Annotated in this window: 22 protein-coding genes; 14 read left to right on the top strand and 8 right to left on the bottom strand. The window is 70.3% G+C overall.

The annotated features are described in order from the left end of the window. Window position 1: 1 nt before the first annotated feature. The 4 genes from FNV62_RS40770 (at window position 2) to pssA (ending at window position 3,391) form a co-directional block, all read left to right on the top strand. A complete protein-coding gene (locus FNV62_RS40770) occupies window positions 2-514 on the top strand; it encodes a MaoC family dehydratase (RefSeq protein ID WP_054230298.1) in 513 nt (170 codons plus the stop codon). 2 nt (window positions 515-516) lie between these two features. Next, window positions 517-1,722 carry an acyl-CoA dehydrogenase family protein gene (locus FNV62_RS40765; protein ID WP_054230299.1) on the top strand — a complete coding sequence of 402 codons (1,206 nt, stop codon included), beginning with the start codon at window positions 517-519 and terminating at the stop codon, window positions 1,720-1,722. Between the two features lie 180 nt (window positions 1,723-1,902). Continuing rightward, window positions 1,903-2,550, top strand: a complete 648-nt coding sequence (locus FNV62_RS40760) for a phosphatidylserine decarboxylase (RefSeq protein ID WP_054230300.1) — start codon at window positions 1,903-1,905, stop codon at window positions 2,548-2,550. A gap of 22 nt (window positions 2,551-2,572) precedes the next feature. Further along, window positions 2,573-3,391: a CDP-diacylglycerol--serine O-phosphatidyltransferase gene (gene pssA / locus FNV62_RS40755; RefSeq protein WP_054230301.1), complete on the top strand. Its 819-nt coding sequence runs from the start codon at window positions 2,573-2,575 to the stop codon at window positions 3,389-3,391. Between the two features lie 101 nt (window positions 3,392-3,492). Here pssA and FNV62_RS40750 read toward each other — a convergent pair whose 3' ends face one another. After that, a complete protein-coding gene (locus FNV62_RS40750) occupies window positions 3,493-4,611 on the bottom strand; it encodes a glycerate kinase (RefSeq protein WP_097286867.1) in 1,119 nt (372 codons plus the stop codon). Between the two features lie 199 nt (window positions 4,612-4,810). Here FNV62_RS40750 and FNV62_RS40745 point away from each other — a divergent pair, with 199 nt between their 5' ends. From FNV62_RS40745 to FNV62_RS40720, 6 genes are all read left to right on the top strand, one after another. Beyond that, complete coding sequence (locus tag FNV62_RS40745; RefSeq protein WP_225900550.1) at window positions 4,811-5,962, top strand: ADP-ribosylglycohydrolase family protein; 1,152 nt, start codon at window positions 4,811-4,813, stop codon at window positions 5,960-5,962. Window positions 5,963-6,030: 68 nt separating this feature from the next. After that, complete coding sequence (locus FNV62_RS40740; RefSeq protein ID WP_097286866.1) at window positions 6,031-6,522, top strand: NUDIX domain-containing protein; 492 nt, start codon at window positions 6,031-6,033, stop codon at window positions 6,520-6,522. Window positions 6,523-6,592: 70 nt separating this feature from the next. Next, complete coding sequence (locus FNV62_RS40735; protein WP_143609818.1) at window positions 6,593-6,979, top strand: CU044_2847 family protein; 387 nt, start codon at window positions 6,593-6,595, stop codon at window positions 6,977-6,979. Next, window positions 6,976-9,195 (top strand): trypsin-like peptidase domain-containing protein, encoded by a 2,220-nt coding sequence (locus FNV62_RS40730; RefSeq protein ID WP_144315960.1) that lies wholly within the window; start codon window positions 6,976-6,978, stop codon window positions 9,193-9,195. Before FNV62_RS40735 ends, FNV62_RS40730 begins: the two co-directional genes overlap by 4 nt. Then, window positions 9,192-10,148 carry an AAA family ATPase gene (locus tag FNV62_RS40725; protein WP_054230305.1) on the top strand — a complete coding sequence of 319 codons (957 nt, stop codon included), beginning with the start codon at window positions 9,192-9,194 and terminating at the stop codon, window positions 10,146-10,148. The genes FNV62_RS40730 and FNV62_RS40725 overlap by 4 nt, the downstream gene beginning before the upstream one ends. Window positions 10,149-10,248: 100 nt before the next feature. Next, window positions 10,249-13,620, top strand: a complete 3,372-nt coding sequence (locus FNV62_RS40720; protein WP_143609816.1) for an SAV_2336 N-terminal domain-related protein — start codon at window positions 10,249-10,251, stop codon at window positions 13,618-13,620. A gap of 169 nt (window positions 13,621-13,789) precedes the next feature. Here FNV62_RS40720 and FNV62_RS40715 read toward each other — a convergent pair whose 3' ends face one another. Beyond that, a complete protein-coding gene (locus FNV62_RS40715) occupies window positions 13,790-14,182 on the bottom strand; it encodes a MerR family transcriptional regulator (protein WP_144315959.1) in 393 nt (130 codons plus the stop codon). 48 nt (window positions 14,183-14,230) lie between these two features. After that, the gene (locus tag FNV62_RS40710; protein ID WP_144315958.1) at window positions 14,231-15,268 is read right to left on the bottom strand and encodes an NADP-dependent oxidoreductase; all 1,038 of its coding nucleotides are present in this window, start codon (window positions 15,266-15,268) and stop codon (window positions 14,231-14,233) included. 232 nt (window positions 15,269-15,500) lie between these two features. Here FNV62_RS40710 and FNV62_RS40705 point away from each other — a divergent pair, with 232 nt between their 5' ends. Further along, window positions 15,501-16,895: a vanadium-dependent haloperoxidase gene (locus tag FNV62_RS40705; protein WP_225900549.1), complete on the top strand. Its 1,395-nt coding sequence runs from the start codon at window positions 15,501-15,503 to the stop codon at window positions 16,893-16,895. A 367-nt stretch (window positions 16,896-17,262) separates the two neighbouring features. Here the strand turns inward: FNV62_RS40705 and FNV62_RS40700 are convergent, their stop codons facing one another. The 3 genes from FNV62_RS40700 to FNV62_RS40690 all read right to left on the bottom strand — a co-directional run bounded on the left by FNV62_RS40700 (window position 17,263) and on the right by FNV62_RS40690 (window position 19,197). Next, complete coding sequence (locus FNV62_RS40700) at window positions 17,263-17,934, bottom strand: hypothetical protein (RefSeq protein ID WP_144315956.1); 672 nt, start codon at window positions 17,932-17,934, stop codon at window positions 17,263-17,265. A 175-nt stretch (window positions 17,935-18,109) separates the two neighbouring features. After that, window positions 18,110-18,607 carry a hypothetical protein gene (locus FNV62_RS40695; RefSeq protein WP_143656181.1) on the bottom strand — a complete coding sequence of 166 codons (498 nt, stop codon included), beginning with the start codon at window positions 18,605-18,607 and terminating at the stop codon, window positions 18,110-18,112. Between the two features lie 224 nt (window positions 18,608-18,831). Next, entirely contained in the window at window positions 18,832-19,197 is a 366-nt protein-coding gene (locus FNV62_RS40690) for a hypothetical protein (RefSeq protein ID WP_097289307.1), read from the bottom strand. Window positions 19,198-19,474: 277 nt separating this feature from the next. Here FNV62_RS40690 and FNV62_RS40685 point away from each other — a divergent pair, with 277 nt between their 5' ends. Further along, window positions 19,475-20,068 (top strand): DUF4291 domain-containing protein, encoded by a 594-nt coding sequence (locus tag FNV62_RS40685; RefSeq protein ID WP_144315955.1) that lies wholly within the window; start codon window positions 19,475-19,477, stop codon window positions 20,066-20,068. Window positions 20,069-20,341: 273 nt separating this feature from the next. On the opposite strand, the gene FNV62_RS40680 is transcribed toward FNV62_RS40685, so the two are convergent. Then, window positions 20,342-20,989 (bottom strand): hypothetical protein, encoded by a 648-nt coding sequence (locus tag FNV62_RS40680; protein WP_143603421.1) that lies wholly within the window; start codon window positions 20,987-20,989, stop codon window positions 20,342-20,344. Window positions 20,990-21,456: 467 nt separating this feature from the next. Then, window positions 21,457-21,951, bottom strand: coding sequence for a hypothetical protein (locus tag FNV62_RS40675; protein WP_144315954.1), 495 nt, complete (start codon window positions 21,949-21,951; stop codon window positions 21,457-21,459). Between the two features lie 25 nt (window positions 21,952-21,976). Between FNV62_RS40675 and FNV62_RS40670 the strand changes: the two genes are divergently transcribed. Both FNV62_RS40670 and FNV62_RS40665 read left to right on the top strand, forming a co-directional pair. Further along, window positions 21,977-23,785 carry a S8 family serine peptidase gene (locus FNV62_RS40670; protein ID WP_225900548.1) on the top strand — a complete coding sequence of 603 codons (1,809 nt, stop codon included), beginning with the start codon at window positions 21,977-21,979 and terminating at the stop codon, window positions 23,783-23,785. A 394-nt stretch (window positions 23,786-24,179) separates the two neighbouring features. Next, window positions 24,180-24,911 carry an SIR2 family NAD-dependent protein deacylase gene (locus FNV62_RS40665; RefSeq protein ID WP_144315953.1) on the top strand — a complete coding sequence of 244 codons (732 nt, stop codon included), beginning with the start codon at window positions 24,180-24,182 and terminating at the stop codon, window positions 24,909-24,911. Window positions 24,912-24,931: the final 20 nt, after the last annotated feature.

The raw sequence follows: 24,931 nt of genomic DNA, 5'->3' as shown, positions 1-24,931 counted from the left end.
CATGCAGTTCGGACGCACGTACGAGGAGTTCGAGGTCGGCGCGGTCTACAAGCACTGGCCCGGGAAAACGGTCACGGAGTACGACGACCACCTCTTCTGTCTCCTGACCATGAACCACCACCCCCTCCACATGGACACGAACTATGCGGAGCGGACGACGGACTTCGGCAGGAACGTCGTCGTGGGCAACTACATCTACTCGCTGCTGCTCGGCATGTCCGTCCCGGACGTCTCCGGGAAGGCGATCGCCAACCTGGAGATCGAGTCGCTGAAGCACGTGGCGCCGACCTTCCACGGCGACACGATCTACGGCGAGACCACGGTCCTCGACAAGACGCCCTCGAAGTCGAAGAGCGATCGCGGCATCGTCCACGTCGAGACCAAGGGCTACAAGCAGGACGGCACGCTGGTGTGCGTGTTCCGCCGCAAGGTCATGGTGCCGACCGAGACGTACATCAAGGAGCGCGGGGGCGAGCAGCCCGGCCGTCCGGAACTCAAGCAGCAGGAGAAGTAGCCATGGCGCGACTCGCCCAGACCGCCGGTCTCACCGACGTCCAGCAGGAGATCCTCTCCACCGTCCGCGACTTCGTGGACAAGGAGATCATCCCGGTCGCGACCGAGCTGGAGCACCGCGACGAGTACCCCCAGCAGATCGTCGACGGCCTCAAGGAATTGGGCCTGTTCGGTCTGATGATCCCCGAGGAGTACGGGGGCCTGGGCGAGTCCCTCCTCACCTACGCGCTCTGCGTCGAGGAGATCGCCCGTGGCTGGATGTCGGTCTCCGGCATCATCAACACGCACTTCATCGTGGCGTACATGCTCAAGCAGCACGGCACGCAGGAGCAGAAGGACCACTTCCTGCCCCGGATGGCCCTGGGCGAGGTGCGCGGCGCGTTCTCGATGTCGGAGCCGGCTCTCGGCTCGGACGTCTCCGCCATCACCTCGAAGGCGGTCAGGGACGGCGACGAGTACGTCCTGAACGGCCAGAAGATGTGGCTGACGAACGGCGGCTCGTCGAACCTGGTGGCCGTGCTCGTACGAAGTGACGAAGGGCACCCGGAGGGCACCGCGCCCCACAAGTCGATGACGACCTTCCTGGTCGAGAAGGAGCCCGGCTTCGGAGAGGTCCGTCCCGGCCTCACCATTCCCGGGAAGATCGACAAGATGGGCTACAAGGGCGTCGACACGACCGAGCTCATCATGGACGGACTGCGCGTTCCGGCCAATCGGGTACTCGGCGGCACCACTGGCCGAGGGTTTTACCAAATGATGGACGGAGTCGAGGTCGGCCGCGTCAACGTGGCGGCACGTGGTTGCGGTGTCGCACAGCGTGCGTTCGAGCTGGGTGTCTCCTATGCCCAGCAGCGTCACACTTTCGGCAAGCCGATCGCGCAGCACCAGGCCATCCAGTTCAAGCTGGCCGAGATGGCCACCAAGGTCGAAGCGGCCCATGCAATGATGGTGAACGCGGCCCGTAAAAAGGACTCCGGGGAACGAAACGACCTCGAGGCAGGGATGGCGAAGTACCTCGCCTCCGAATACTGCAAGGAAGTGGTCGAGGACGCCTTCCGGATCCACGGCGGCTACGGTTTCTCCAAGGAGTACGAGATCGAGCGTCTCTACCGCGAGGCGCCGATGCTGCTGATCGGCGAAGGTACCGCCGAAATCCAGAAAATGATCATTGGACGCCGACTGCTCGAAGAGTATCGACTCCAGGGTTAAGCAGGGTTGGATGTACCGGTTCGGGGTGTTTTCTTCGAGAAGAAGATCACACCCCGTCAACACTCTTCGGCCGCCGACTCGGCTTCCTGGCTTGCCCAGTTGCGGCCCGCTCCCGGTACGATCCCGGGAAAGCCGCCGTCCCCCGTTCCAGCGCGGCATCATCCGCTACGAAGGTCATCCATGCCCCACAGCCAAACCTCTGCACCTCGCGGCCGGGTCCGCCTCGCGCGCGGAGCATCGCCGTGGCTTCTCCCGACCGTTGCCACCGCAGTACTCAGTCTGGCCAAGGCACGCCGCTCCGGCGCCGCCAAGGCCGTGGCCGTACCCGCCACCGCGCTCGCGGCGGGCATGCTGTGGTTCTTCCGCGACCCCGAGCGCGAGATCGCCCCGGGTCGGGTCATCTCGCCCGCCGACGGTGTGGTGCAGAGCATCATGCCGTGGAAGGACGGACGCACCCGCGTCGCGATCTTCATGAGCCCTCTGAACGTCCATGTCAACCGCGCGCCGCTCTCCGGCACGGTGACCTCGGTCGAGCACATCCCCGGTGGGTTCGTTCCGGCGTTCAACAAGGAGAGCGAGAACAACGAACGCGTCGTCTGGCATTTCGACACCGAACTCGGTGACATCGAGATGATCCAGATCGCCGGCGCGGTCGCCCGCCGTATCGTTCCTTATATCCCGCAGGGTACGAAGGTCGAGCAGGGCGACCGGATCGGTCTCATCCGCTTCGGCTCGCGCGTCGACATCTACCTCCCCGAGGGTGTCGAGGTCGATGTGGAAGTCGGTCAGAAGACCGTGGCTGGGGTGACTCGAATTGACCGTGATTGATCCTGAGACTCAGGCCGGCTGGGTGCCGGAGGCCGACGAGGTGGACGACGAGGAGGAGATGCCCCTCTCTCTCCGCCTCTCAATAGCGGACACCCTCACCCTCGGCAACGCCACGTGCGGCTTCATGGCGGTGTACTTCACCACCACGGGCATTCTGATCCCGCACCTCACCGGCAGCCAGGAGTCGGGCATGGCGCGCCACAGCGCCGCCACGGCCGTCATCCTGATGCTCTGCGCCGCGGTCTTCGACCTCTTCGACGGCCTCGTCGCCCGCAAGCTGCGCTCCTCCCCCATGGGCGCGGAACTGGACAACCTGTCGGACCTGATCAGCTTCGGTCTGGCGCCCGCGTACTTCGTCCTCGTCTACGGCATGGTCGCGGACGACGCGCACCAGAGAGTGGCGGCGCTCGGCGCGATCGTGGTGTTGCTCGCGGTCGTCCTCCGCCTCGCCCGCTTCTCCTGCGTCACGGTGAAGGACGGCACGTTCCAGGGCATGCCGTCGCCGTTCGGAGCACTGACGGTGGTCTCGATCGTGCTCCTGGAGCTGCCCTTCGCGGCGACGCTGATGGCGATCCTCGGCACGGCGTGGCTGATGGTGAGCCGGGTGGAGTACCCGAAGCCGCGCGGCCGCCTCGCGGTGGCGATGCTCTCCTGGATCGTCCTGTCCATGGGTCTGCTGGCGGCGTGGGCCTTCGACGCACCCAGCGGTCAGCTCCTGCTCCAGACCGGCTGTGCGCTGCAGCTCGTCATGGGCGCGGTGATTCCGCTGTTCGCGACGGCTCGGCGGGTGAACAACTTCCGCGACAACCGGCGTGAGGCACGGGCGGCGCAGCTGCCGTAGCTTTTCCTCGTACACGACGAAGGGGCCCGAACCGGACAACCGGTTCGGGCCCCTTCGTCGTACCTCTTCGTGCCTCGTACCTCGTCGTCCCCCTGGACGGGTCAGGTCAGGAAGTCGCGGGCGATGTGCTGGGCCACCGTCTCCAGGATCGGCCCCGCGTCGGAGATGCATCGCGCGATGTCGGGCTCGACCTCCGTGAGGGGGTACGCGCGCCGGATGCCGGCCCTGCCGAGCGCCTCCGGGCGCAGTGCCAGGCGCCCGCACACCGCGACGACCTCCTTGCCCGCGGCACGGGCGGCCGCGGCCACCCCCGCCGGAGCCTTGCCGTGGAGGGTCTGTTCGTCGAGGGACCCCTCACCGGTGATCACCAGAGTGGCCCTCTCCAGCGCGGGCGCGAAGCCGAGGACGTCGAGCATCACCTCGATACCGGGACGGAACCGGGCGCCCAGGACCAGCGCACCGTAGCCGATGCCACCCGCGGCTCCCGCCCCCGGCGCCGCGGCGTACTCCGCGGCCCTGGACCCGATCGACTTCTCCAGAACCGCGGCGAAGTGTCCGAGGGCCGCGTCCAGGATCTCCACGTCGTCGGGGCTCGCCCCCTTCTGGGGGCCGTACACGGCGGGCGCGCCCTTCGGCCCGGTGAGCGGGTTGTCCACGTCGCTGGCGAGGACGAAGTCCACGGAGGACAGGCGGGGGTCCAGGCCGGACAGGTCCGCGGTCGCCACGTCACTGAGCGCCGCACCGCCGGGAGCCACCGGCTCCCCCTCCGCGTCCACGAACCGCGCCCCGAGCGCGGACAGCATCCCCGCCCCGCCGTCCGTCGTCGCGCTCCCGCCCACGCCGAACACGATGGTGCGGGCCCCGGCGTCCAGCGCGGCCCGCAGCAGCTCCCCGGACCCGTACGTGGACGACGTCAGCGGCGCGAACACCCCGGCGGGCAGCCGCTGCAATCCGCTCGCCTCCGCCATCTCCACCACCGCGGTGTCGCCGCGCAGCGCGAAGGCGGCGGTGAGCTCGTCACCCAGCGGGCCGGCGACCCGCACCTCCCGCCGCTCGAACCCGGCCGCGACCGCCGCGTCCACGGTCCCGTCGCCGCCGTCGGCCACGGGCAGCGCCTCGACCTCGACACCCGGCACGACGCGGCGCAGCCCGGCCATGACGCGCTCCGCGACCTGCACGGCGGTCAGCGACCCCTTGAACTTGTCCGCGGCGATCAGCACCCGCGGAACACGCCCGGTGCCCGCACGTGTCGTCTTCACAGCAGAGTCCGCCACCTTGCATTCCCCTTGCTTTCCGGCCTCGCACACGTCAAGGCAGTCGCGCCGCTGCGACCTTAACCGGAGGACGCCCCCGCCGTCATGCCCCGACCGGCCCGTGGAACACCGCACGCTCATGCCCGGAATTGGGTAAACCGGAGCTATGACCCCTGTGGGCACCGAACTCGCGGACCGCGTTCTCGGCGGCTGGCTGGGCCGGATCGCGGGCAACATGCTCGGCAAGCCGGTCGAGCAGGGCGACCACTGGACGCGGGACCGTATCGACCGCTATCTGCGACAGGCCGCCGCCCTGCCGCTCACCGACTATCTTCCCGAGCCCGCCACCGACGGTGACGCCGGCGAGTTCGAGCTGCGGCCCGAGTGGCGGCAATGCGTGCGCGGCCGTATCCACGGCAGCTGCCGTGACGACGACGTCGACTACGCGATCCTGGGCCTGCACCTGCTGGAGACACACGGTTTCGGTTTCAGCACCGAGCAGGTCGGCGACCTGTGGCTGCTGCGGCTGCCGTATCTGCAGACGTTCACGGCGGAGCGGGCCGCGTACCGCAACCTCGCCAACGGCATCAAACCGCCGCTGACGGCGACGTACGACAACCCCTACCAGGAGTGGATCGGCGCCCTGATCCGCGCCGATGTCCACGGCTGGACCAACCCGGGTGCGCCGCGCCGGGCGGCCTCCCTCGCCCGTCGGGACGCCGTGCTGTCCCATACCGGCAACGGCGTGTACGGGGCGATGTGGGCGGCGGCGCTCGTCTCGGCCGCGTTCACCGCGCCCACGGTCCGCCACGCACTGGACACGGCGCTGACCGTCATCCCCGCGAGCAGCCGCCTCGCCCGCACCGTACGCCGGGTGCTCACGCTTCACGAGACCCGGATGACCTGGGAGGACACGCTCACGACGGTGTCCGAGGAGACCGCGGGGCTCGGCTGGATCCACACGATCCCGAACGCCGCCGTCCTCACGGCCGGGCTGCTCTACGGCGACGGCGACTTCACCCGGACCATCACGCTCACCGTCCGCGGCGGCCTGGACACCGACTCGAACGGCGCGACGGCGGGCTCGGTGGCCGGGGTCCTGTGCGGGGCCGAGGCCATTCCCGCGCAGTGGAAGGACCCGCTGGAGGACACCGTACGCAGCGCGGTGTTCGGCTTCGACGGCGTACGGATCAGTGAGCTGGCCGCGCGGACGCTCGCGCTGATGGTGACGGAGGCGGAGACGAACACGGAGACGGAGGCCGAAGCCGAGGCCGAGGGGCCGTCCGGCGCCGGTCCCGACATCCAGGGCCTGTCCTAGCCGACGGGTGCCGGGGCCGTCTCGAACACGTCCGAGGAGGGGCCGCGCAGGCTCGTTACGCTTCGAGGATGACCACTCCAGACTTCGCCACGTACATCGCGGGCCTCCCCCGTGTCCTGGCCGGTGCGGCCGCGCTCTTCCGCGACGGTGACGGCCGGGTGCTGCTCGTCGAGCCGAACTACCGTGAGGGCTGGGCCCTTCCGGGTGGCACCGTCGAGTCGGACGACGGGGAGACTCCGCGCCAGGGCGCGCGCCGCGAGACCGCCGAGGAGATCGGGCTCGACATCGAACTCGGTCCGCTGCTCGCGGTCGACTGGGTGCACGGGACGGCGCGACCCCCGCTGGTCGCCTACCTGTACGACGGCGGAGTCCTCGGCGAGCGGGAGCTCAAGGCGATCCGGCTGCAGGAGGAGGAACTGCTGTCGTGGCGGCTGGTGCCGCGGGAGGAGCTGGCCGAGTATCTGCCGGGCGCACTCGGCCGCCGGGTCCTCGCCGCGATGGACGTGCTGACGGAGGGCGGCGGAACCGCGGAGCTGGAGAACGGCCACCGGGTGGGCTAGTCGCCCTTTGGCTACGGCGGATTCCTCAACTTCACTACCTTCACGGGGCATTGATCGGCACAATGCCCGTGTGCCGCACTACGACTACATGGAGTTCGCCCTCGACGACGGGGCCCACGTCCGGCTCGAACTCGCGGCCGCGGGGGAGGCGTCGGCGGCCCCGGCCGCCGACGCCGATCTGCCGGGCGGCATTTCCGGGGTGGTCCCGGTCGGGCGTGGCGCGCGGGTCGCGTCGCTGGCGACGGACGGTCTACGCAGTGTGCTGAGCCCGCTGGGGCCCGTACTGCAGCAGGTGCACGACGCGATCCGCGGGATACCCGACCCGCCGCACGAGATCTCCGTCGACTTCGGCATCCAGATCGGACAGGACCTGAAGATCGGCATCGTCGGGGCCAACGGCCAGGCCAGCATGACCATTTCGGCGACCTGGCAGCTGCCCCGCCGGACGGAGCCGTGACCTGGTTCGGATCGCCGGACGACCCGTCGTCCGGCGACGCCCGCGGCGCGCTGGTGCGCGTCCTGTCCAGCGATCGCGGCCGGACCGCCGGGGCGGGTGTGTACCTCTCCGGCCGCAGGCTGCTGACCTGCGCGCATGTCATCAACCTGGCGCTCGGGCTGCGCAGCCTCAGCCCGCACAACCCGGGGGAGGTCACCCTCGACGTGTCCTTCCCGGTGCTGTCCGCCGCGGATCTGCACCAGGCCCGGCTGGTCGCCTGGATACCGCCGCGGTCCCCGCAGTACGGCCCGGTCGCCGACGGCTCCCTGGAGTGGGACGGCGATCTGGCCGTCCTCGAACTCGACGAGGCGCCTCCCCCGCCCGTGAGCCCGCTGCGCTGGCTGGAGATGGAGCGCGGCCAGCAGGTACGGGCCTGGTACGGCGGCGGGCAGCCGTTCTCGTACGCCGACGCGCGGGTGGGGGCGTACGACGGCCGGATCTGTTATCTCGACGGACAGTTGTCCGGCGCGGCCGTCGACGAGGGCTACAGCGGCGGGCCCCTCTGGTCGGTGACCGACCGGGCGGCCGTCGGCCTGGTCGTGGGGCGGATCACCGCGCCCGACGGGGCGTTCTCGGCCCAGCACACGCTGCGGCGCAGCTGGGGGCTCGGCTGGCAGTCGGTCCTGCGGGAGCTGGCCCGGGTGGGGGCGGCACCCGAGCATGTGAACGGCGGCCGGGAGCGGTCGGCCGCGACCCTCGCCGAGGCCGAGTCGGTGCGCGACATGATGGTCGGCCCGCTGCACAGCCTGCTGGGCGACCCGCGGGCGCGCGCCGACCACGCCACCGTGCTCGCCGCCCAGCTCACGCTGCGGGCCCCGGGCGACGGGAGCGCGCCGACCGTGGAGGAGCTCGCCCATCTGCTCAGCGGCACCGAGCGGGCGCTGCCCACGCTCGCCGAGTCGCTCGCGCCCAAGGTGGCGGACGATCCGCGCGGCCGGGCCGAGCTCGACCGGCTGCTCGCGCTGGGCCGGCTGACGGAGGCCGCGCGGCTGCTGTCGGTGGCCGAACACCGGGCGCTGGTGGTCAAGTTGGAGCATCTCACCGAGCACGATCCGGGCCTGTTGCCGCGGGCCGCGACCGCCGCGCTGCCGTATGTGGACCTGCCGCGCTCGCTGCAGGGGGCACGCCTGGCACCGTCGGCCGTGCCCGCGGTCGTCCACGAACTGGAGGGCTGGTACGGGGACGGGTCGCCCGTGCCCGACGAGTCGCCCCGGCTGCCCGCGCTGCTGCGGGTCGTCGAGTACGTGGCGGCGGAGACGTCCGGCGATCTGGCCCGGCAGGCGCTGCGGGAGTGGAGCGCCCGGGTCGCCGCCCGCCTGGGCATTCACCCCTCGGCGCTGCAGGAGCGGCGCGGTGACGCGGACCGCTGGTCCCGGCGGTCCGCGCCGGCCGGTGTACGGGTCCTGGTGGAGCTGGACCGGTACGCCAAGGACCCGGCGGACCACTACCGCTGCTCGGTGTGGCGGCTGCGCCCCGACGGCACCCCGGCGCGCGCCGCCTCGGAGTCCGACCGGCCGCGCACCGGACGGGAGATCGCCCGGCTGATCCGGGAGGTGGCCTGGGGCGCGGAGGGCGCCGGGGACGGGGTCGCGCTGGTCGCCGTGTCGGTGCCGCCGGACGCGCTGGAGCTCGCGCTCGACGAGTGGGACGGGGCGGGCGCCGAGGAGTACATCTCCGCGCGGCTCGGTGAGGACTTCCACCTCGTGCTGCGCTGCCCGAAGATCCGGCGGCGCTCGCGCACCGGACCCGCCGATCTCAAGCGTCGCTGGAACTCCCGTCACCAGAGCGACACCCTCCTCGCGGACCACAGGATCGGCGGCAGGGCGGGACTCATCGGGCTGCTGAAGACAACCCATCGGGACACCGCGCGCGTCCTTGTGCACGGAAGCACCGAGCACCGCGGCGAGTTGCTGCCCGTGTGCCTGGTGATGGGGGTGCCGGTCGTGCTCTGGGACCGGGCCGCTCCCGGTCCGGACGACTGCGCCCCGCTCGACGCCCTGGCACCGCACGGTCCCGTGGACGGACTCCCGGAGCGCGTACGGCACTTCAGGGTCCGCGCCTACGCGGACCGGGTGGTGCCCGCGCGTCCCGCCCTGGTGTGGGAGGACATCGAGCTGCCGCTGCCCGACGAACTCCAGCTCGCCGACCCCTCGGAAGGAACGGAGCGGACAGGATGACCCAGCAGACACCGGACGGGTGGCGGCTGTTCCGCGGTGACCGCGTGGCCCGTGAGGTGGAGTTCCCCGAGGCGCCGCCCTGGCGGCAGTTCGGCGACGGGCCGGGCGGCCGCCCGCGGCACCGTCCGTATCTGATCGGGCGCACGGAGGCGGACGTGGTCAGCGCCGCCCTCCATCTGCGTCGCCCGCTGCTCGTCACCGGGCACCCCGGTACCGGCAAGTCCTCGCTGGCGCACGCCATCGCGCACGAGCTGTCCCTCGGACCGGTGCTCCAGTGGCCCGTCAACAGCCGCTCGGTCCTCAAGGACGCCCTGTACGGCTACGACGCGATCGGCAGGCTGCGCGAGACGCATCTGCGCCAGGAGCGCGGGGACCCCGAGCCCGACATCGGCACCTATGTGCGGCTCGGGCCGCTCGGTACCGCCCTGGTGCCGCGCGACCGGCCGCGGCTGCTGCTCGTGGACGAGCTCGACAAGGGTGACGTCGACCTCCCGAACGATCTGCTGACCGTGTTCGAGGAGGGCGAGTTCGAGATACCCGAGCTGTCCCGGCTGCCGGAGACCCAGTCCGAGGTGCCGGTGCTGACCCATGGCTCGGGCGGCGAGCGGGTCACCGTGACGCGCGGGGTGGTGCGCTGCCGGGAGTTCCCGGTCGTGGTGATCACCAGCAACGGCGAACGGGACTTCCCGCCCGCCTTCATGCGCCGCTGCGTACGGCTCGATCTGCCGGACCCGGACGAGGCCCGGCTGCGGGACATCGTCGCCGCGCATCTCGGTGAGGACGCGCTGTCCGACGTGGACGACCTGCTGCACGCCTTCCTCAACCGCCGGGCACCGGGCGAACTCGCCACCGACCAGCTGCTCAACGCCGTGTTCCTGCGCAAGGGCGGAGTCGATCTGGACGCCGAAGGGCTGCTGGACGCCGTACTCCACCGCCTGGGCGGGATGGTCTAGCGTGCGCGGGGGCGACGGGGGCGACGGGAGGAACCCGCGTGACGCCGGTGGCGGGTCCGGCGGCTCGCACGTCACGGGTGCCCCGCCGATCCTGCCCCCGTTGAGCAAACTCGGCCGGCTGGCCGGTCACGAGCTGTCGATCCATGAACTGCTCGACACCCTGTGGCTGGCGACGCGGCTTCCCCCGGGAGCCACGGCGCCGCTCGCGAGCGCGCTGACCGCGGACGCCGTGCCGCCACCGGGCGCCGGCGCGGGAGACGCCGAGCGCTCCACGGCCGGCCCCGCCCCGGCCGAGCTCGACTCCCCCGCGCCCGCCGCACCGACCCAACCACCGCCTCCCGCCCAGCTGTTGGGCGCGCTGCACGCGGCGGCGGCGGCGCGCAGCGCACCCGAGTTCGCGGACCTCGCCGCGCCGGGGCTGCGTGGCGCGCCCGGCGAGGGCGCGCTGCCCGTACGGGTCCCCGAGGAGAAGGCGCTCGGGTCGGACGAACTGCGCCTCAGCCGTGCGCTACGGCTGCTGAAACAGCCCCAGCCGGGGCCGTTGAAGCGGGAGTTCGACGAGGAGGCGACGGCGGCGGCCATGGCCGAGACGGGACTGCCTGATGTGGTGACCCGCCCCGCCCGGCAGCGCTGGCTCGACCTCACCCTCCTCATCGACGACGGCATCTCGATGCTGCTGTGGCGGCGGCTGGCGATGGAACTGCGCGCCCTGCTGGAACGCCTCGGCGCCTTCCGCGACATCCGTGTGCACGGCCTGGACACCCGGTCGGCGGGGGCGCCGCTGCTGCGCTCCCGCCCCTTCGACCCGCACGCCCCGCTGCTCTCCCCCGCGTCGGTCGCCGACCCCTCGGGCGGCACCCTGGTGCTGGTGATCAGCGACGGCGTCGGCGCCTGCTGGCGGGACGGGCGACTGCACGCGGCGCTGGAACGCTGGGCGCACCAGGGGCCGACGGCGATCATGCACGCGCTGCCGTCCCACATGTGGGACGGGTCGGGCATCCGCTCGGAGCCGTGGCTGGTGACGACCCGGCGGCGCGGCGCGGCGAACGACACCTGGGAGGTCGCCGACCCGCTGCTGCCGCCGGGGCTCGGTGACGAGTTCCCCGGGGTCCCCGTCCCCGTACTGGAGCCGTATCCCCCGGCGGTCGCCGCGTGGGCGCGGCTGGTGGCCTCACCGGGCGGCAGCGCGGAGCTGCCCCTGCTGGCGCCGCTGCAGGCGAAGGCGCCACGGGCCGGGGCCGACACCCGGGGCGGTGGCGCGGCGGACGCCGTGCTCAGGTTCCGGGACGCCGCGTCCCCGGGGGCCTACCGGCTGGCCGCTCATCTCGCGGCGGTGTCCCCGCTCACGGTGCCCGTGATGCGGCTGGTGCAGGCGGCCGTGCCGTGGCGGGCCGACACCGCGCATCTGGCCGAGGTGTTCCTGGGCGGTCTGATGCGTCAGGTGGAGCCGGTCGACGAGCGGCTGCCGCCCCAGCACCGCCGGTTCGGTTTCGCCGGGGAGGCCCAGGAGATCCTGCTCGACACCGCGTCCCCGATCGATCTGCTGCGCACCACCCGGGCGGTCACCGCGCGGCTGCGCACCCTGGTGGGCCGCTCCCCCGACTTCCCCGCCTGGCTCGCCCATCCCTCCGGGACGGGTGAACTCCTGCCCGGGACCCGGCCGTTCGCCTGGCTGGAGGACCGTCTCCTCACCCACCTGGGTGCGAAACCGATGGCGGCGACGCCGCCGCGCACCACCGAGTACGAGGAGGTGCGGCTGCCGTCGGGCCTGGAGGCGGCCCCGTCGTGGCTGCCGCTCCGGTTGCAGGACCTGCACACCCTGGGCCCGTACTCGCTGCTGCAACGCGACGGCACGGGCGGCAAGCCCACCGCGTACATCGGGGAGGACGAGGAAGGGCAGCGGGTGCTGCTGCGGGTGTCGCACTCCTTCGACTCTCCCGTGGCACGGGAGTTGCTCGACGTGGAACGCCGGGCGCTGCGCCGTATGGACGGGATGTACGCGCCCGCCGTGGTGCGCAGTGACCTGGAGGGCCCCACGCCGTGGCTGGCGCTGCGTCTGGACACGCTGAGCGGTGGTCCGCCCGCGCCCACGTTGCGTGCCGTGCTCGACGCGGCCGGGGCGCTGCCCGGGACCCCGCTGTTCACCTGGCTGGGCTGGAACCTGGCGCGGGCGCTGACCCGCTGCCACCACAAGGGCATCGTGCACGGCGCGCTGACCCCGGGCACCGTGCTGGTCACCGAGTCGACGCTACACCTCATCGGCTGGACGTCGGCGCGCATCGACGGCGCGTGGAGCGCGTCGACGCCGTCCACGCCGGCCAACTCCCCTTACCGGGCACCCGAGGTGACGTACTGGGGCGAGTCCCGGATCACGGCGGGTGACGTGTACGCCCTCGGTTCCATCCTGTTGCAGGCCGCGACCGGCCGGCCGTGGCGCTGGTACGAGAACGACACGCTGCGCAGGAGTCCGCAGCTCGCGCAACTCGACGAGACCATCGCGGAGTTGCTGCTGCGTTGTGTCGAACCCGAACCCGCGGGGCGACCGACGGCCCGCGAGGTGGCCGACGCCTTCGGGGCGCTGCTGCCGGGCGGGGTGGAGTGGGAGGACGTGGAGGGCGGCACGGGCGGGGCCGACGACGGCCCCGCCGTCGAGCCGGAGACGGCGAGCGACGAGGAGGACGACCACGAGCAGTGGATGCGCACCATCCGCACCCCCTTGCCCGAGCCCCTGCGGATCGCGCTCGTGGGCGTCAAGGACGGGGTCGGCTGCACCACGACCACGATGGTGCTGGGGGCCGTACTGGCCGACCAGCGGCAGGAGCGGGTGCTCGCCATCGACGCCGACCGGCACACGGGCAGCCAGGTCCGGATCGGCGGGCGGGTCTTCCGCAACACCCTGGCCAGTCTGTCGGACCTGGCCGAGTCGCTGCACGAGGTGCGGCACTTCGAGGATCTCCAGCTGTTTCTGTCGCCGCACCGCTCGGGGCTCCAGGTTCTCGCCAACGACTCCGTCTCGCGCATCGCGTCGGTCGGCCAGTTCACGGACTACGACTTCCACCGGGTGACCCGCACGACCCGGGACTACTTCGACCTCACCCTGGTCGACTCGGACAAGTTCATGCCCACGGTGCTCAGGGCGGCCGACCGCGTGGTCATCGTCTCGCGGGCCGACCCCGCCGGTCTGACCCAGGCACAGCAGGCCATGGACCGTCTTGTCACGCTCGACCTGCCGGACCTGGTCCGCGAGGCCGTCGTCGTCCTCAACCACAGCCGCCCCGCGGCCGGCTGGACGCTCGACGCCGCCAGTATCCGCGGCCTGAGCTCCCGCTGCCGCGGCGTCGTGATGGTCCCTCGTGACGGCCACCTCACCATGGGCAGCACGGTCGAACTCTCCTGGCTGACTCCCGAGGCCTACAAGGCGTACCTGCGCCTCGCCGCCCTCCTGTTGGGCCCCCGCCCGATCTTCCCTTGACCCGGTCGACCCCCACGCACACCCACACGAATTCCGTTCGCAAGGGCGATCACCGGGCCCGTGCCCGACAAAGTGTCAGGCCGGTTGCAGCCGTTGTCCCCGGCCGTGGTGCGTTCGATGTACCAACGCCGATTGCCCGTCCTGCCGAAAAAGCCGCGGCACTTCACGATCAAGCGGCCTGCTCGTCCGCGGTGCCGTCGGGTGCCGCCAGCCAGGGCATCCGGCGGACGAGGCTGTCGCGCAGCTCGGTGAGGATCGCGATTCGCTCCTCCAGCTGAGCCACCCGCTGTACGCCGACGCCGTAGCCGTCGGCGCACAGCGGTGAGTAGGAGAGCACCTCGGGCAGCTCGGCGTCGAGGTAGGCCAGGAGGGACTTCACATCCTCCACGGTGAGCCCGCAGGACAGGAGCTCACGGATGTTCCGGACCCTGCGTACCGCACCGGGCTCATACAGGCGATAGCCCGCCGACGTACGGTCGGACTCCAGCAGGCCCTGCTCCTCGTAGTAACGCAGGGCACGGGTCGTGGTCCCGGCCCGCGCGGCCAGTTCACCGATCAGCATCGCTGCCACCTCCGAGTCCGACCATAGAGCTTCACCCGTACGTCAAGGTCAACTCCCGAGCCGGACCACCGTCTTCCCGGTGTACGCGCCGTTCACGAGATCGAGGAGAGCCTGCGGTGCGTTGGCCAGCCCATCGATCACCGTCTCGTCATGGACGATCGCGCCCTCGCGCAGCCACGTACGGAATTGCGCGCCGAACTCCGGCGCACGCTCAAGGTGATCGCCCACGGTGAAGCCGCGGAGGGTGAGCCGCTTGACGAGGACACTGAGCAGGTCGCCGGGACTGGCTTCGCTCCGTCGGCCGAGGGCTCCGCACACAGCGACGCGGCCATGCGGATTCATGACCTCTATCGCGGCGCGCAGCTGTTCACCACCCACGTTGTCGAAGTAGACGTCGATGCCTTCGGGTGCGGCCTCGCGCAGCCGGTCGACGATCGGTCCGTCGTGACGGTCGAAGGCCGCGTCGAACCCGAGACTCCCGGTCAGATGGGCGACCTTGCCCCGCGATCCCGCGCTGCCGATCACCCGGGCCGCTCCCTTGAGCCGGGCGATCTGGCCGGCCATGCTCCCGGTCGCCCCCGCCGCACTGGAGACGAAGACGGTGTCGCCGGGCCGTAGTTCCGCCGCGTCCATGAGCCCGACGTAGGCGACCAGTCCGAAGCTCAGGTAGGTGGAGGGCGTCGGGTAGGCGTCCCGGTCGACGCGACGGAACAGCCCGGCCCGCGCCACGGCGTACTCGCGCCAGCCAAGCCTGTGCATCACCAGGTCGCCCTCGTCAAGTGACGGATCCGCAGAGGCGATTACTTCGCCGATGGCATCGCCGTGCATCACCTCGCCGACCTCATAGCGGGGCATCGGCAGGCCGGGCCGGCCCGCGATCAGCATGAGCATGCCGGGATCAAGCGACATGAACAGGTTGCGGACCAGTACCTGCCCCGGTGCGGGATCGGGAACGGCGACCTCGGTGATCTCGAAGTCCCCGGGAGCGGGCAGGCCCTCAGGCCGTGCGAACAGCCGGGCTTCCAGCCCGGTACGGGAGATGCCGGAGCGGCTGGAGAACGTTGTGCTCTTCGAAGATGTGTCCATGCCGACGACGCTAGGGATTGACCCATGCGTCAAGGTCAAGCCGTCCGACCGGTGGCGACCTCGAAACGTACCTGAAGGCCGAGCGGGTGTTGGCCGATCACGCGCGGGGTCCCCCTGGACACGGGCCGGTGCGCGCGAGGGCGCCCCGGGCCTGTCCGGTTCGCGGCGAGTTGTCTTGCTCGTGCAGTGGGCCGTTGCTAAGCCTTGGGCACTCAACTCTATGGAGGACGCCGTGCATCAAGAGCCCCCTCTTCCCGTTCCTCCGCGTTCACGTGTCCGGGGATTCATCTGCGCCGTCGCGGCCATCGCCCTCGTGACGGTCACCGCCGCGGCAAGTCCCCCCGCCGTGGACACCCGGACGGCGGCGGACCCGGCAGCCATGGTCCGCGAGTGGAACGCCATCGCCACCGACACGATCAAGACCAGCCTCGGCCCACGTCCCTCCGGGCAGGCGGCGATCTGGGAGGGGTTCGTCTCCGTCGCCGTGTACAACGCCGTGGTGGGGATCGAAGGCCGCTACGCCCTGTACGAATGGCGCGAGCGCGGTCCGGCCAAGGCATCCTCCGCGGCGGCCGCCGCCACTGCGGCCCACGACATGCTGCTCACCTACTTCCCCGCCTTCAAGGGGCGGCTCGACACCGCCTACGCGGACTCGCTCGCCGCTCTTCCGGCCGGTCAGGCCAGAGACCGGGGCGTCGACTACGGAAAGCGCGCCGCCGCCCGCATCATCGAACTCCGTGAAGGGGACGGAAGGTTCGCGGACGTTCCCTTCACCGCTTCCCCAGCACCGGGGGTCTGGCGGCCCACCCCGCCCGCGTTCCAGCCCTTCATCGACACCTGGCTCGCCAGGCTCCGCCCCCTCCTGCTCGCCTCCCCGCAGCAGTTCCGCCCCGACGGACCACCCGCCCTCTCCTCATCCCGCTACGCCGAGGATGTCCAGGAGGTGAAGGCCATGGGCGCGAAGACCGGCTCGGGCAGGAGCGCGCAGCAGACCGAGACCGCCCTCTTCTTCAGCGGCAACCTGGTCGAACAGGTCCAGACAGCCGTACGAGACCACGCCGCTCGGCACCGGCTCGGCATCGCCGAGACGGCCCGGCTGTTCGCCGCGGTGAACGCGTCGGCGACCGATGCCGTCGTCACGGCGTGGGACGCCAAGCTCCACTACGGCACCTGGCGGCCGATCACCGCCATCCGCCTCGCCGACACCGACGGCAACCCCGCGACGACGGCTGACCCGGCCTGGGAGCCGCTGCTCCTCACCCCACCGCACCCGGACTACGTCGCCGGCCACACGACCGTCGCCGCTGCCGTGGCACGCGCCTTGACCGGCGTCCTCGGCACTTCCCGCATCGACCTCTACGTCCCCTCCGACGTCACCGGCACCACGCGGTTCTACGGGTCCGCCGACGTCCTCAACCGGGACGTCGTCGACGCCCGTGTGTGGGGCGGCGTCCACTCCCGCACGGCGGACGTGGACGGCTGCCGGGCCGGCACCCACGTGGCCGCCTGGGCGCTGGACCACTACTTCCAGCCGGTCGCCAAGGACGGCTCCCAGCCGTCCCTGCCGACACGAACGGCTGGGCAGGACAGGCTCGCCGAGCCCAAGTGCGGCGACGACAGCGACTGAACCACAGAGCCGAAAACGACCCGGCATCGTGCCGGGCTTCCGATCCTGCCTCGAACACTGGAGCAGCGCCCCGGCAGCTCAGCGGGGGCAGCCACTCCAGGGAGAAGGCTGTGAACGCGCCTCGATGACCCACATCAAGCCTCGTTCACAGCCTTTTCGGCGCAGGTGGATGTTCCGCCTCGTCAGTACCAGCTCTACGGCGTCCCGCCGCTGGGCTCCGGTCAGGGCGAGGGCTTCCTCGGCCGCCGGAAGCTGGGCGCGGACCTGTCCTGACGGGAAGGTCAAGCCGTGCTCACAAACCATTCATCCCCAGGCTCAGACTCACCTGCCACGAAGCAACGCTCGCGACAGGTTCAGTCCGGCTCGGTCAGGCCTCAGCGCTGCTGCTGTGGCTAAGGTCCGTCCTGCGTGTCCACAGGGACAGATCGCTGCTCGTCGCGATGGCAAGGGTCTGTCCGGAGGGCGAGAATCCGAAGGCTCGAAGCTCGGAGTAGTAGGAGTGGAAGATGTGCCACCATCGCTCTCCGTGTGGACCCGAGTGGGGCATTCCGCCGTCATGGGAGAGCAGGACACGCTCATTGGGCCAGGCCGGGGAGACGACCTCCAGTGTCCAACTGTCCGCGGTGGTGGTGTGCAGTCCACCCCCGAAGAGCCCGGCGATACGCACCCGGCTACCGGCGACCGGCCCCAACCCAGGGCACGACAGATCGGCGACCGCGTCGGGAGTGCTGTCCTCGGGATCCGGGTCGCGGTCCCGGGCGATCTTCTCCCCCGTGACCGCGTCGAAGAGTCCGTGACCATCGCGCGAGACGACCATCACCAGGTCGTGGCCGCTGGTGGGGTGCGACGCGAAGCCGATCCCGAGAAGTCCGCCGACGGGGACGCCGTACTCGTACTCGAAGACGGGCTGCCAGGGTTCGGGCGCGGGTACCACGGGGGCCGCGAGGAATCGGTCCCGCAGAGCCTGTTTGTAGGCGGAGAGCTCCGGTACAGGCCCTGGTTGTTCCGTCGGCGCTGCCTTCTCGGTCCACTTCGTCATCTCCCCATGATCCACGCGTCGGTCCCGTGCCGTGCATCTGGCCGTCCTGTACCGCTTGGCCGAACGGGAATTGCGCTCTGGAAACAGCCGACGACGTCCGCGCGCGCAAGAGACCTGTCCGCACCGGCGATTGGACCGGCGGGTTCACGAAGGAGGGACTGCGCGCAACACCTGGTTACTGCGAGGCAGCTTTGAGCTGAGCGGTGATTTTGGCCAGAGCCTTTTCGGCGGGGTGCTGCTTGATGAGCCCCTCACGACCTGCGGCGCGGAGCTCCACCACCGCCACACCTTCGGGGCCTGCGGCCACAACAGCGGTCACGACGGTGGGGTTCAGGCCCCCAATCCCTACACCGACCATCGCTCGTACGGCGATGCCCCCGTTGTCTCGGGCTTCCACGCCCAGCGGATTCCCTAGGTCGGCCAGAGTCGTGTGGACCAGCTGGAAGACTGCCGTCACCGTTCCGGACAACTCGACAAGAGTGGTACTGACGTCCTTCTTTGTCCATCTGAAGCCTCGAGCGGCTCCACGAGCACCGCCCCGTGCCCCTGCTCTGCCCAAACCGTGCGTTCCGGTGGCCGCCCCTCCGGCGGCAGCTCCTATCGAGCCGCCCTTCGCACCGAGTTGCATCAGTGCGGCGAGCAGGAGCTCGTTCTCGCCGGCCTCATCGAACATGCCCGCCTCCTCAGCACCAACAAGACATGGCTCTACAACCAAAGTCACCCAGTCTTACCACTGGCCGGCAGCCTCCTCTAGATCGGCTGTCGTATGTGGCTTCTCCGTGCGGTCCATGCATTCGTTGTCGGCGCGCGGCCTCGCCCCGGAGGCCGGCGAGGACCACGAACGGGTGGCGAGCCTGTCCGGAGGGCCAACGCACTTTGGTGCCACCCCTCCGTAGCTCAGCCGGTGTGCCGGTCGGTGGAGAGTAGCCACTGCCAGCGTTGACGTTCCGTGACGAGGGTGGCGGCCACGAGGAGAGACACGAGGACTGCCGCACAGATGGGCCATGCCAACCATGCGGCGATCGCGGCAGCAGTGAGCTGGAGCAGGACGAGCAGGATCGTGACCGTACCCGAGACTGGGATGATCACCTGCGCCTTGTCTCCCGGAGTGGAGAAGACGGTCGGGAGGCCGATCAGTACCACCACCGCCAAGACGGCAAGCAGCCATGAGTACTTGGACAAGGCCCAGGGAGTGGCCACCCAGGCGACGAGTTCCGCGGCGAAGCGCAGGACGGATGCGATGCGGTCGTCCGGTCTCTCCATGTTCGCCCCCGCGCAAGCTGTGTCGATCACCAGCGGGAGATCTTACGACCACGGATGGAGCTGTGAACGCGGCGCGTCCTGCCCGACGGGGATTGCCTCGGCACCGTAGACCGCCAATGGCCACCCTTGGTGAATCAGGCGTCTGAAGAAGGCGGCCGTGAGACCGGCAACTCGCACGGTGCTGCGGACGGCGTGCTGCGGCCGGCGTGCTCCGCCGCAGCGAGCAACAGTCGAAAATCGGTGGCCATCTGAGCCGGCCGATCCGACGCTGTACGCCATGGAAGAACCGCACCGCGGGATCCGCGCACTCCACACGGCATCCACGATCACCGTCTACCAGGCGTACGCCCCTGAAATCGGAGTGACCGCCGTCCGCGACGGCCGCTTTCCCTCCACGTGGCTGCGGGATCGCATGACGTGGATCAAACCCAGCTTCCTGTGGATGATGTACCGCTCCAACTGGGGCACCAGTGCTGGTCAGGAGACCGTTCTTGCCGTCGAGATCACTCGCGCCGGCTTCGACTGGGCGCTGCGCCACGCCTGCCTGTCGAGCTACGTTCGCGGCCTTCATCCGGATCGCGGCACCTGGCAGCGTGAACTCAAGCGCGCACCGGCCCGTGTCCAGTGGGACCCCGAACGCGATCTGCACCTGCGTCCCCTGCCGTACCGCTCGCTACAACTGGGGCTCTCGGGTGAGGCATCGTCGCGTTACGCGGACGACTGGATCGTGTCCATCAGTGACGTGACTCCGCTCACCAACGAAATCCACGCACTCGTCAGGGACGGCGAACTGGACTCAGCGACCCAACTGCTCCCCCAGGAGCAGGGATACCCCGCCGGTGAAGAACTACTGGCCCACCTGCGTCCCTGACCGGCAGTCCGGGCACAACCGCCGGCATCACCCATGGGCCAGATGGCAGCACAGGTCTGTGAACGCTGCTTGGTGATCCACGTCAAGCCTCGCTCACAGCCTTTTCAGCAAGGGAATACGGACCCTGTGCGCAGGAGATCCGTGGTGCCTGACAAAGTTGAATTCTGTGCTGTCGGCCATCCGTCCTGCCCGACGCTGTGGGCGACATGTGTTCGGGGACCTTCTGGTCGGCAGGCACTCAGGCGTCAGCGCGTATGCGGATGTTCCGCCCCGTCAGTACCAGCGGACGTGGGCGGCCGCGGCCTGGCCTGTACGGGCGGCGTGGCGGAGCACACGCAGCGGGCCGTCGAGGAGCTCGCCGGCGTGGTGGTCAGGATCGTCGCCCAAGCCGGTCATCCACGCGTGGATCCGCTCTACGGCGTCCCGCCGCTGGGCTCCGGTCAGGGCGAGGGCTTCCTCGGCCGCCGGAAGCTGGGCGCGGACCTGTTCGGCGTCGAGGAGGAAGTCCCCGAACCAGCCCGGCAGCCGCAGCACCGCGTCGGGACCGAGCGCGTAGGCCAAGGCCGAGAACGGGCTGGCCTTGCGGGCCACGGCCACGAACAGGCCCTCCTCACCATCGGACGGAAACTGGTCCATAACGGCGTCACGCAGGGCCTCCACGTGCTCGGCGTCGTCACGGCAGGCGTCGAGGAATGCGCTCAGCCGGAAGGCGTCCTCGTCAGCGCTCCAACTGCCAGGAGAGGTTGCCGACGCGCTGAACATGGACTCCTGCGCCTTGCCCCGCCACCAATCCAGCCCGCCGGACACGTCCCGGGGCACCGACACCGGTACCGGCGACAAGTCCTGAACCGCAGCGCGCAGCAGGTCCCACACCTTCTCGTCAGGCATCACGCCGACGACCCACACACCCGTGACGCTCAACCCTGCCTCCCACTGCTACTCCAACCCCAACAACCTGATCATGCACGACTCTGCGTGCCTCTACTTCGCCGGGTTGTGAACGCCGCTTGGTGACCCACGTCAAGCCTCGCTCGCAGCCTTTTCAGCGTGAGTTGCCAGTGCCACGGCCGTCCTCTTCGGGCGAGAGGGCTTGCGCCGTCAGGCGAGGGGGCTTGCGTCATCGCCAACTTGTCCGTTGCCTCAGGCGCTGGGGCGATGCCGGTCGGGCACGACGCCCCCAGTACGTCTCGGTCGGCGGCGCGCGATCCGGCTCGGCGGTCGATCGGGATACCTCCCCGGGAGGCGGTCGTCGGATTGCGGTGGGGCCGTACTCCCCTTAATTTCAGGTCGTCGGGTATGCCGATAAAGCGGCATAAAATCATTATGTCCGCTTCCCTGTGGTGACATCGAATGGAGCATTCATGTCGGTGATGACCGGTACTCAACCCCTACAGCAGTTCGGCCAGCAGATGGGCGGCTCGCAGCAGATCGCCCAGGTGGTCCAGCAAGCGATCCAGCAGGCGTGTCAGCAGGCAAGCCAGCAGGTCGCGCAGCAACTGCAGCAGACGTTCCAGCAGATCCAGCAGATCCAGCAGCAGCTCCAGCAGCAGGGATTGGCCCAGCAGGCGCACCCGTACCTGGCTCTCGCGCTGCACCGCTCGCTGCACACAGGCATTCAGCACGCCGTGGAACAGTCCGTGCAGCAGGCGCTGCCGACCGCGATCGTGGCGCTGCTCCAGCAGAGCCAGCACGGCCAGCAGAGCCAGCAGGGCCAGCAGGGCCAGCAGCAGTGGGGTGGTGGGTTCGGCCAGCAGTCGTTCGGTCAGCCGTTCCAGCAGTACCAGCAGCCTGGCTTCGGCTTCGGCCAGATGGGTCAGCCGTACGGTATCGGCTGACCCTTGGGCGGCCTGATGCGGTGTGCCCGGAGCAGTCTCCGGGCACACCGCATCACCGTGGAAGCGCGAGATCGTGGAAGCGCGAGCCGCCCCGCCGCCGGATCAGGAGCACAACGACGACGTAGGCGTGGTGAAGGTGGACGTGATGGTCAAGGAAAGGCCCGGAAACGGCAGCGAGAGCGGGGCCGAGGGTGCGGGGGTGGGCGGGCCCGGACCCGAGGCTAGGCAAGCGGGGCCGAGCAAGAAGGGCGCGCAGTCACCGCTCCCGGTGCAGCCGCGCCGGGAGCGGTACATGGTGACACCGCTGCCGCAGCATCTGCTCCCACCGGGAGTGCCCGAACTCGGCATGGACGCAATGTGTGACCGACTGGACCGGATGCCCGAGGTCAAAGTGGTCCGCAGACTCCGGCCGTCGGAGAAGACCCAATCGGGCGAACTGCCCCTCTCCTGCCCAGAAATCGCTGTCGTCGAGGCAGCCGAGGCTCAAGTACCGGCGATGCGGTCGCTGCACGTGCACATCGAACCGGACCTGCCGCTCTCCGGAACCGGCCCCGTCGCCGGGCCGACCACGGGGGTCCTGCCGCTCCGTGATCCGGGGCTGGTCGCACCGCTGGAAGAACCGGTGGCGATCTCGCTGCGCATCTGCGGGCCGGAGGGCGAACCGCTGGCCGGCGCCGGGGTGTTCCTGATCGGGGCGTCATGGCCGGGCCAGGGCCTCACCGGAGCCGACGGGACGACCACCGTCATCATGGCCACGGAGACCCCGCAGTCCATTCAGAGCCTGTACGTCCGGCCCGCTGGCGGTTATGCGGACCGCTGGATCCATCGCCCGGAACTGTCGGTGACCCGGGAGAACCTGGTCACCCTCACACCGCTGGCCAAGGTTTACCCCGGGCTGGAAGAGAGACAGCAGTACGGCTGGGGTCAGCAGGCCATGCGGCTGGACCGGCTGCCTCCCACATTCCGTGCCTTCGGGATCAAGATCGCGGTCATCGGTTCGGGTGTCGCCGCCGAGCACCCCGATCTCAAACAACGGGTGCACTCCGGGACCGATCTCGTACGCGGCACGGAAGAGGGCTGGGCCCACGACACGGTGGGTACCGGTACCCACGCAGCGGGCGTCATCGCCGGGGCGGACACCGGCACGGGCGTCATCGGCATCGCGGTCGACGCGGAGATCGATGTCTGTCAGGTCGTGCCCGACGGCTGCTTCAGCGACGTGATCGCCGCTCTGGACTACTGCATCGAACACGAGGTCGACATCGCCCATATCGCGGTGGCGACCCCGTACTCGTCGGCGCTGGTCTCACGCAAACTTGCCGATGCCAACGCGGCGGGTATCGCCTGTGTCGCCCCGGCGGGCGACACGGCTGGACCGGTCGCCTTCCCGGGCTCGTTGCCCACCGTGTTCACCGTGGGCGCCCTGGGAGTCTTCGGGTCCTATCCACCGGACACATCCCAAGCCACCCATTCGGGCCCGCAGCTGACACCGGAAGGGCTGTTCGCCGCGCCGTTCAGCTGCTACGGCCCCGGGGTCGACGCGGCTGCCCCCGGCGTGGCAGTTCTGTCGTGCTCGCCGCTCGGCGGATACACGGCTCTCGACGGCACCGGCACGGCGTCGGCCCACGTCGCCGGTCTTGCCGCCCTCGTTCTCGCCCACCACGAGGACTTCCACGGCCAACTGCTGCCGCGCGGACCTGGCCGGGTGCAGCACCTGTTCGACATCATCGCCGGCAGCTGCCGCCCGCTGGCTGCGCCTGGCACGGTGGAGGCGGCTCGCGTCGGACGTGGCCTCCCCGACGCTCTCGTCGCCCTCGGCCTGGCCCTCGGAGTGCAACTCTCTCCGGCCTTGTCCCCGTACGCCTCGTCCATGGCCGGTTAGGCCCACGCCCACAACAGCAAGCGCGAGCAACGGCGCCCGCCTTGAGGGGACGGGCGCCGTAGCGTTTGCCACGCGTCCCATAAGGCAGCTTGATGACCCACGTTATTCGGTCCCGCTTCCACCCGGCGGGGAAAAGGCCGTCCCGGACGGCGGGCAGGCCGCTCTGCGACGAGTACGCCTGGTGGGCGGTGATCGTGGACTCCGCGTCCCCCGCCTCAGCGAGTGTGAGGCCAGGTAGGGGCCCGATTGAACCGGACCCAGTTCGTCGCGACAGCCAGGGGGCAAGGGCCGTGTGCGCGGGACATGTCCCTTGGACGGCCGGCACAGCCGACGTGCGAGGGGCACGCCCCGATATCCACTCGCTCTGACCAGGCAGGCGTCCTACGCTCGGCCCATGGGCAGCCCTCTCGTAGCCATCCTCAGTGGCGCAGGTATTTCCACCGATTCCGGGATCCCCGACTATCGCGGGCCGAACGGGCTGTGGCGGCGCAATCCCGAGGCCGAGAAGCTCGTCACGTACGAGTACTACATGGGCGATCCGGAGATCCGGCGGCGGTCCTGGCAGATGCGACGCGAGAACCGCGCCCTCCAGGCCGAGCCGAACGCCGCGCACCGGGCCGTGGCCGACCTGGAGCGAACCGGCGTGCCTGTACGGGTGATCACCCAGAACGTGGACGGACTGCACCAGCTCGCCGGCATGCCCGCACGCAAGATCCTCGAGCTGCACGGGACCGCGCGGAGTTTCGTCTGCACCAAGTGCCACAAGCGGGGCCCGATGGAGGACGCGATCGCCCGCGTCCAGGCCGGCGAGGACGATCCGCTGTGCCTGGAGTGCGGCGGCATCCTCAAGTCGGCGACCGTGATGTTCGGCGAGCGGCTCGACCCTGCGGTCCTCGGCGAGGCGGTCGCCATCACCAAGGCGTGCCAGGTGTTCATCGCCGTCGGGAGCAGTCTGCAGGTGCAGCCCGCCGCCGGGCTCGCCGGTGTCGCCGCCGATCACGGAGCCCGGCTGGTCATCGTCAACGCCGAGCCGACGCCGTACGACGACCGGGCCGACGAGGTCGTACGGGAGCCGATCGGGATCGCCCTGCCGAAGCTGCTGCGCACCCTGGGCGAAGAGAGCTAGAGGCACAGAGCGCTGGAGAA

It is taken from the genome of Streptomyces sp. RLB3-17, assembly GCF_007113425.2.
Lineage (GTDB): Bacteria > Actinomycetota > Actinomycetes > Streptomycetales > Streptomycetaceae > Streptomyces > Streptomyces mirabilis_D.
Note: the sequence above shows the minus strand (reverse complement) of the source record. Positions and strands in the feature narration are given on the sequence as shown.

Excerpts from the sequence above, each read along its gene's own strand:
- FNV62_RS40770 (WP_054230298.1), top strand. The coding sequence starts at position 2 with ATGCAGTTCGGACGCACGTACGAGGAGTTCGAGGTCGGCGCGGTCTAC.
- FNV62_RS40765 (WP_054230299.1), top strand. The coding sequence starts at position 517 with ATGGCGCGACTCGCCCAGACCGCCGGTCTCACCGACGTCCAGCAGGAG.
- FNV62_RS40760 (WP_054230300.1), top strand. The coding sequence starts at position 1,903 with ATGCCCCACAGCCAAACCTCTGCACCTCGCGGCCGGGTCCGCCTCGCG.
- FNV62_RS40745 (WP_225900550.1), top strand. The coding sequence starts at position 4,811 with ATGACCCCTGTGGGCACCGAACTCGCGGACCGCGTTCTCGGCGGCTGG.
- FNV62_RS40740 (WP_097286866.1), top strand. The coding sequence starts at position 6,031 with ATGACCACTCCAGACTTCGCCACGTACATCGCGGGCCTCCCCCGTGTC.
- FNV62_RS40725 (WP_054230305.1), top strand. The coding sequence starts at position 9,192 with ATGACCCAGCAGACACCGGACGGGTGGCGGCTGTTCCGCGGTGACCGC.
- FNV62_RS40715 (WP_144315959.1), bottom strand. The coding sequence starts at position 14,182 with ATGCTGATCGGTGAACTGGCCGCGCGGGCCGGGACCACGACCCGTGCC.
- FNV62_RS40710 (WP_144315958.1), bottom strand. The coding sequence starts at position 15,268 with ATGGACACATCTTCGAAGAGCACAACGTTCTCCAGCCGCTCCGGCATC.
- FNV62_RS40700 (WP_144315956.1), bottom strand. The coding sequence starts at position 17,934 with ATGACGAAGTGGACCGAGAAGGCAGCGCCGACGGAACAACCAGGGCCT.
- FNV62_RS40695 (WP_143656181.1), bottom strand. The coding sequence starts at position 18,607 with ATGTTCGATGAGGCCGGCGAGAACGAGCTCCTGCTCGCCGCACTGATG.
- FNV62_RS40690 (WP_097289307.1), bottom strand. The coding sequence starts at position 19,197 with ATGGAGAGACCGGACGACCGCATCGCATCCGTCCTGCGCTTCGCCGCG.
- FNV62_RS40685 (WP_144315955.1), top strand. The coding sequence starts at position 19,475 with ATGGAAGAACCGCACCGCGGGATCCGCGCACTCCACACGGCATCCACG.
- FNV62_RS40665 (WP_144315953.1), top strand. The coding sequence starts at position 24,180 with ATGGGCAGCCCTCTCGTAGCCATCCTCAGTGGCGCAGGTATTTCCACC.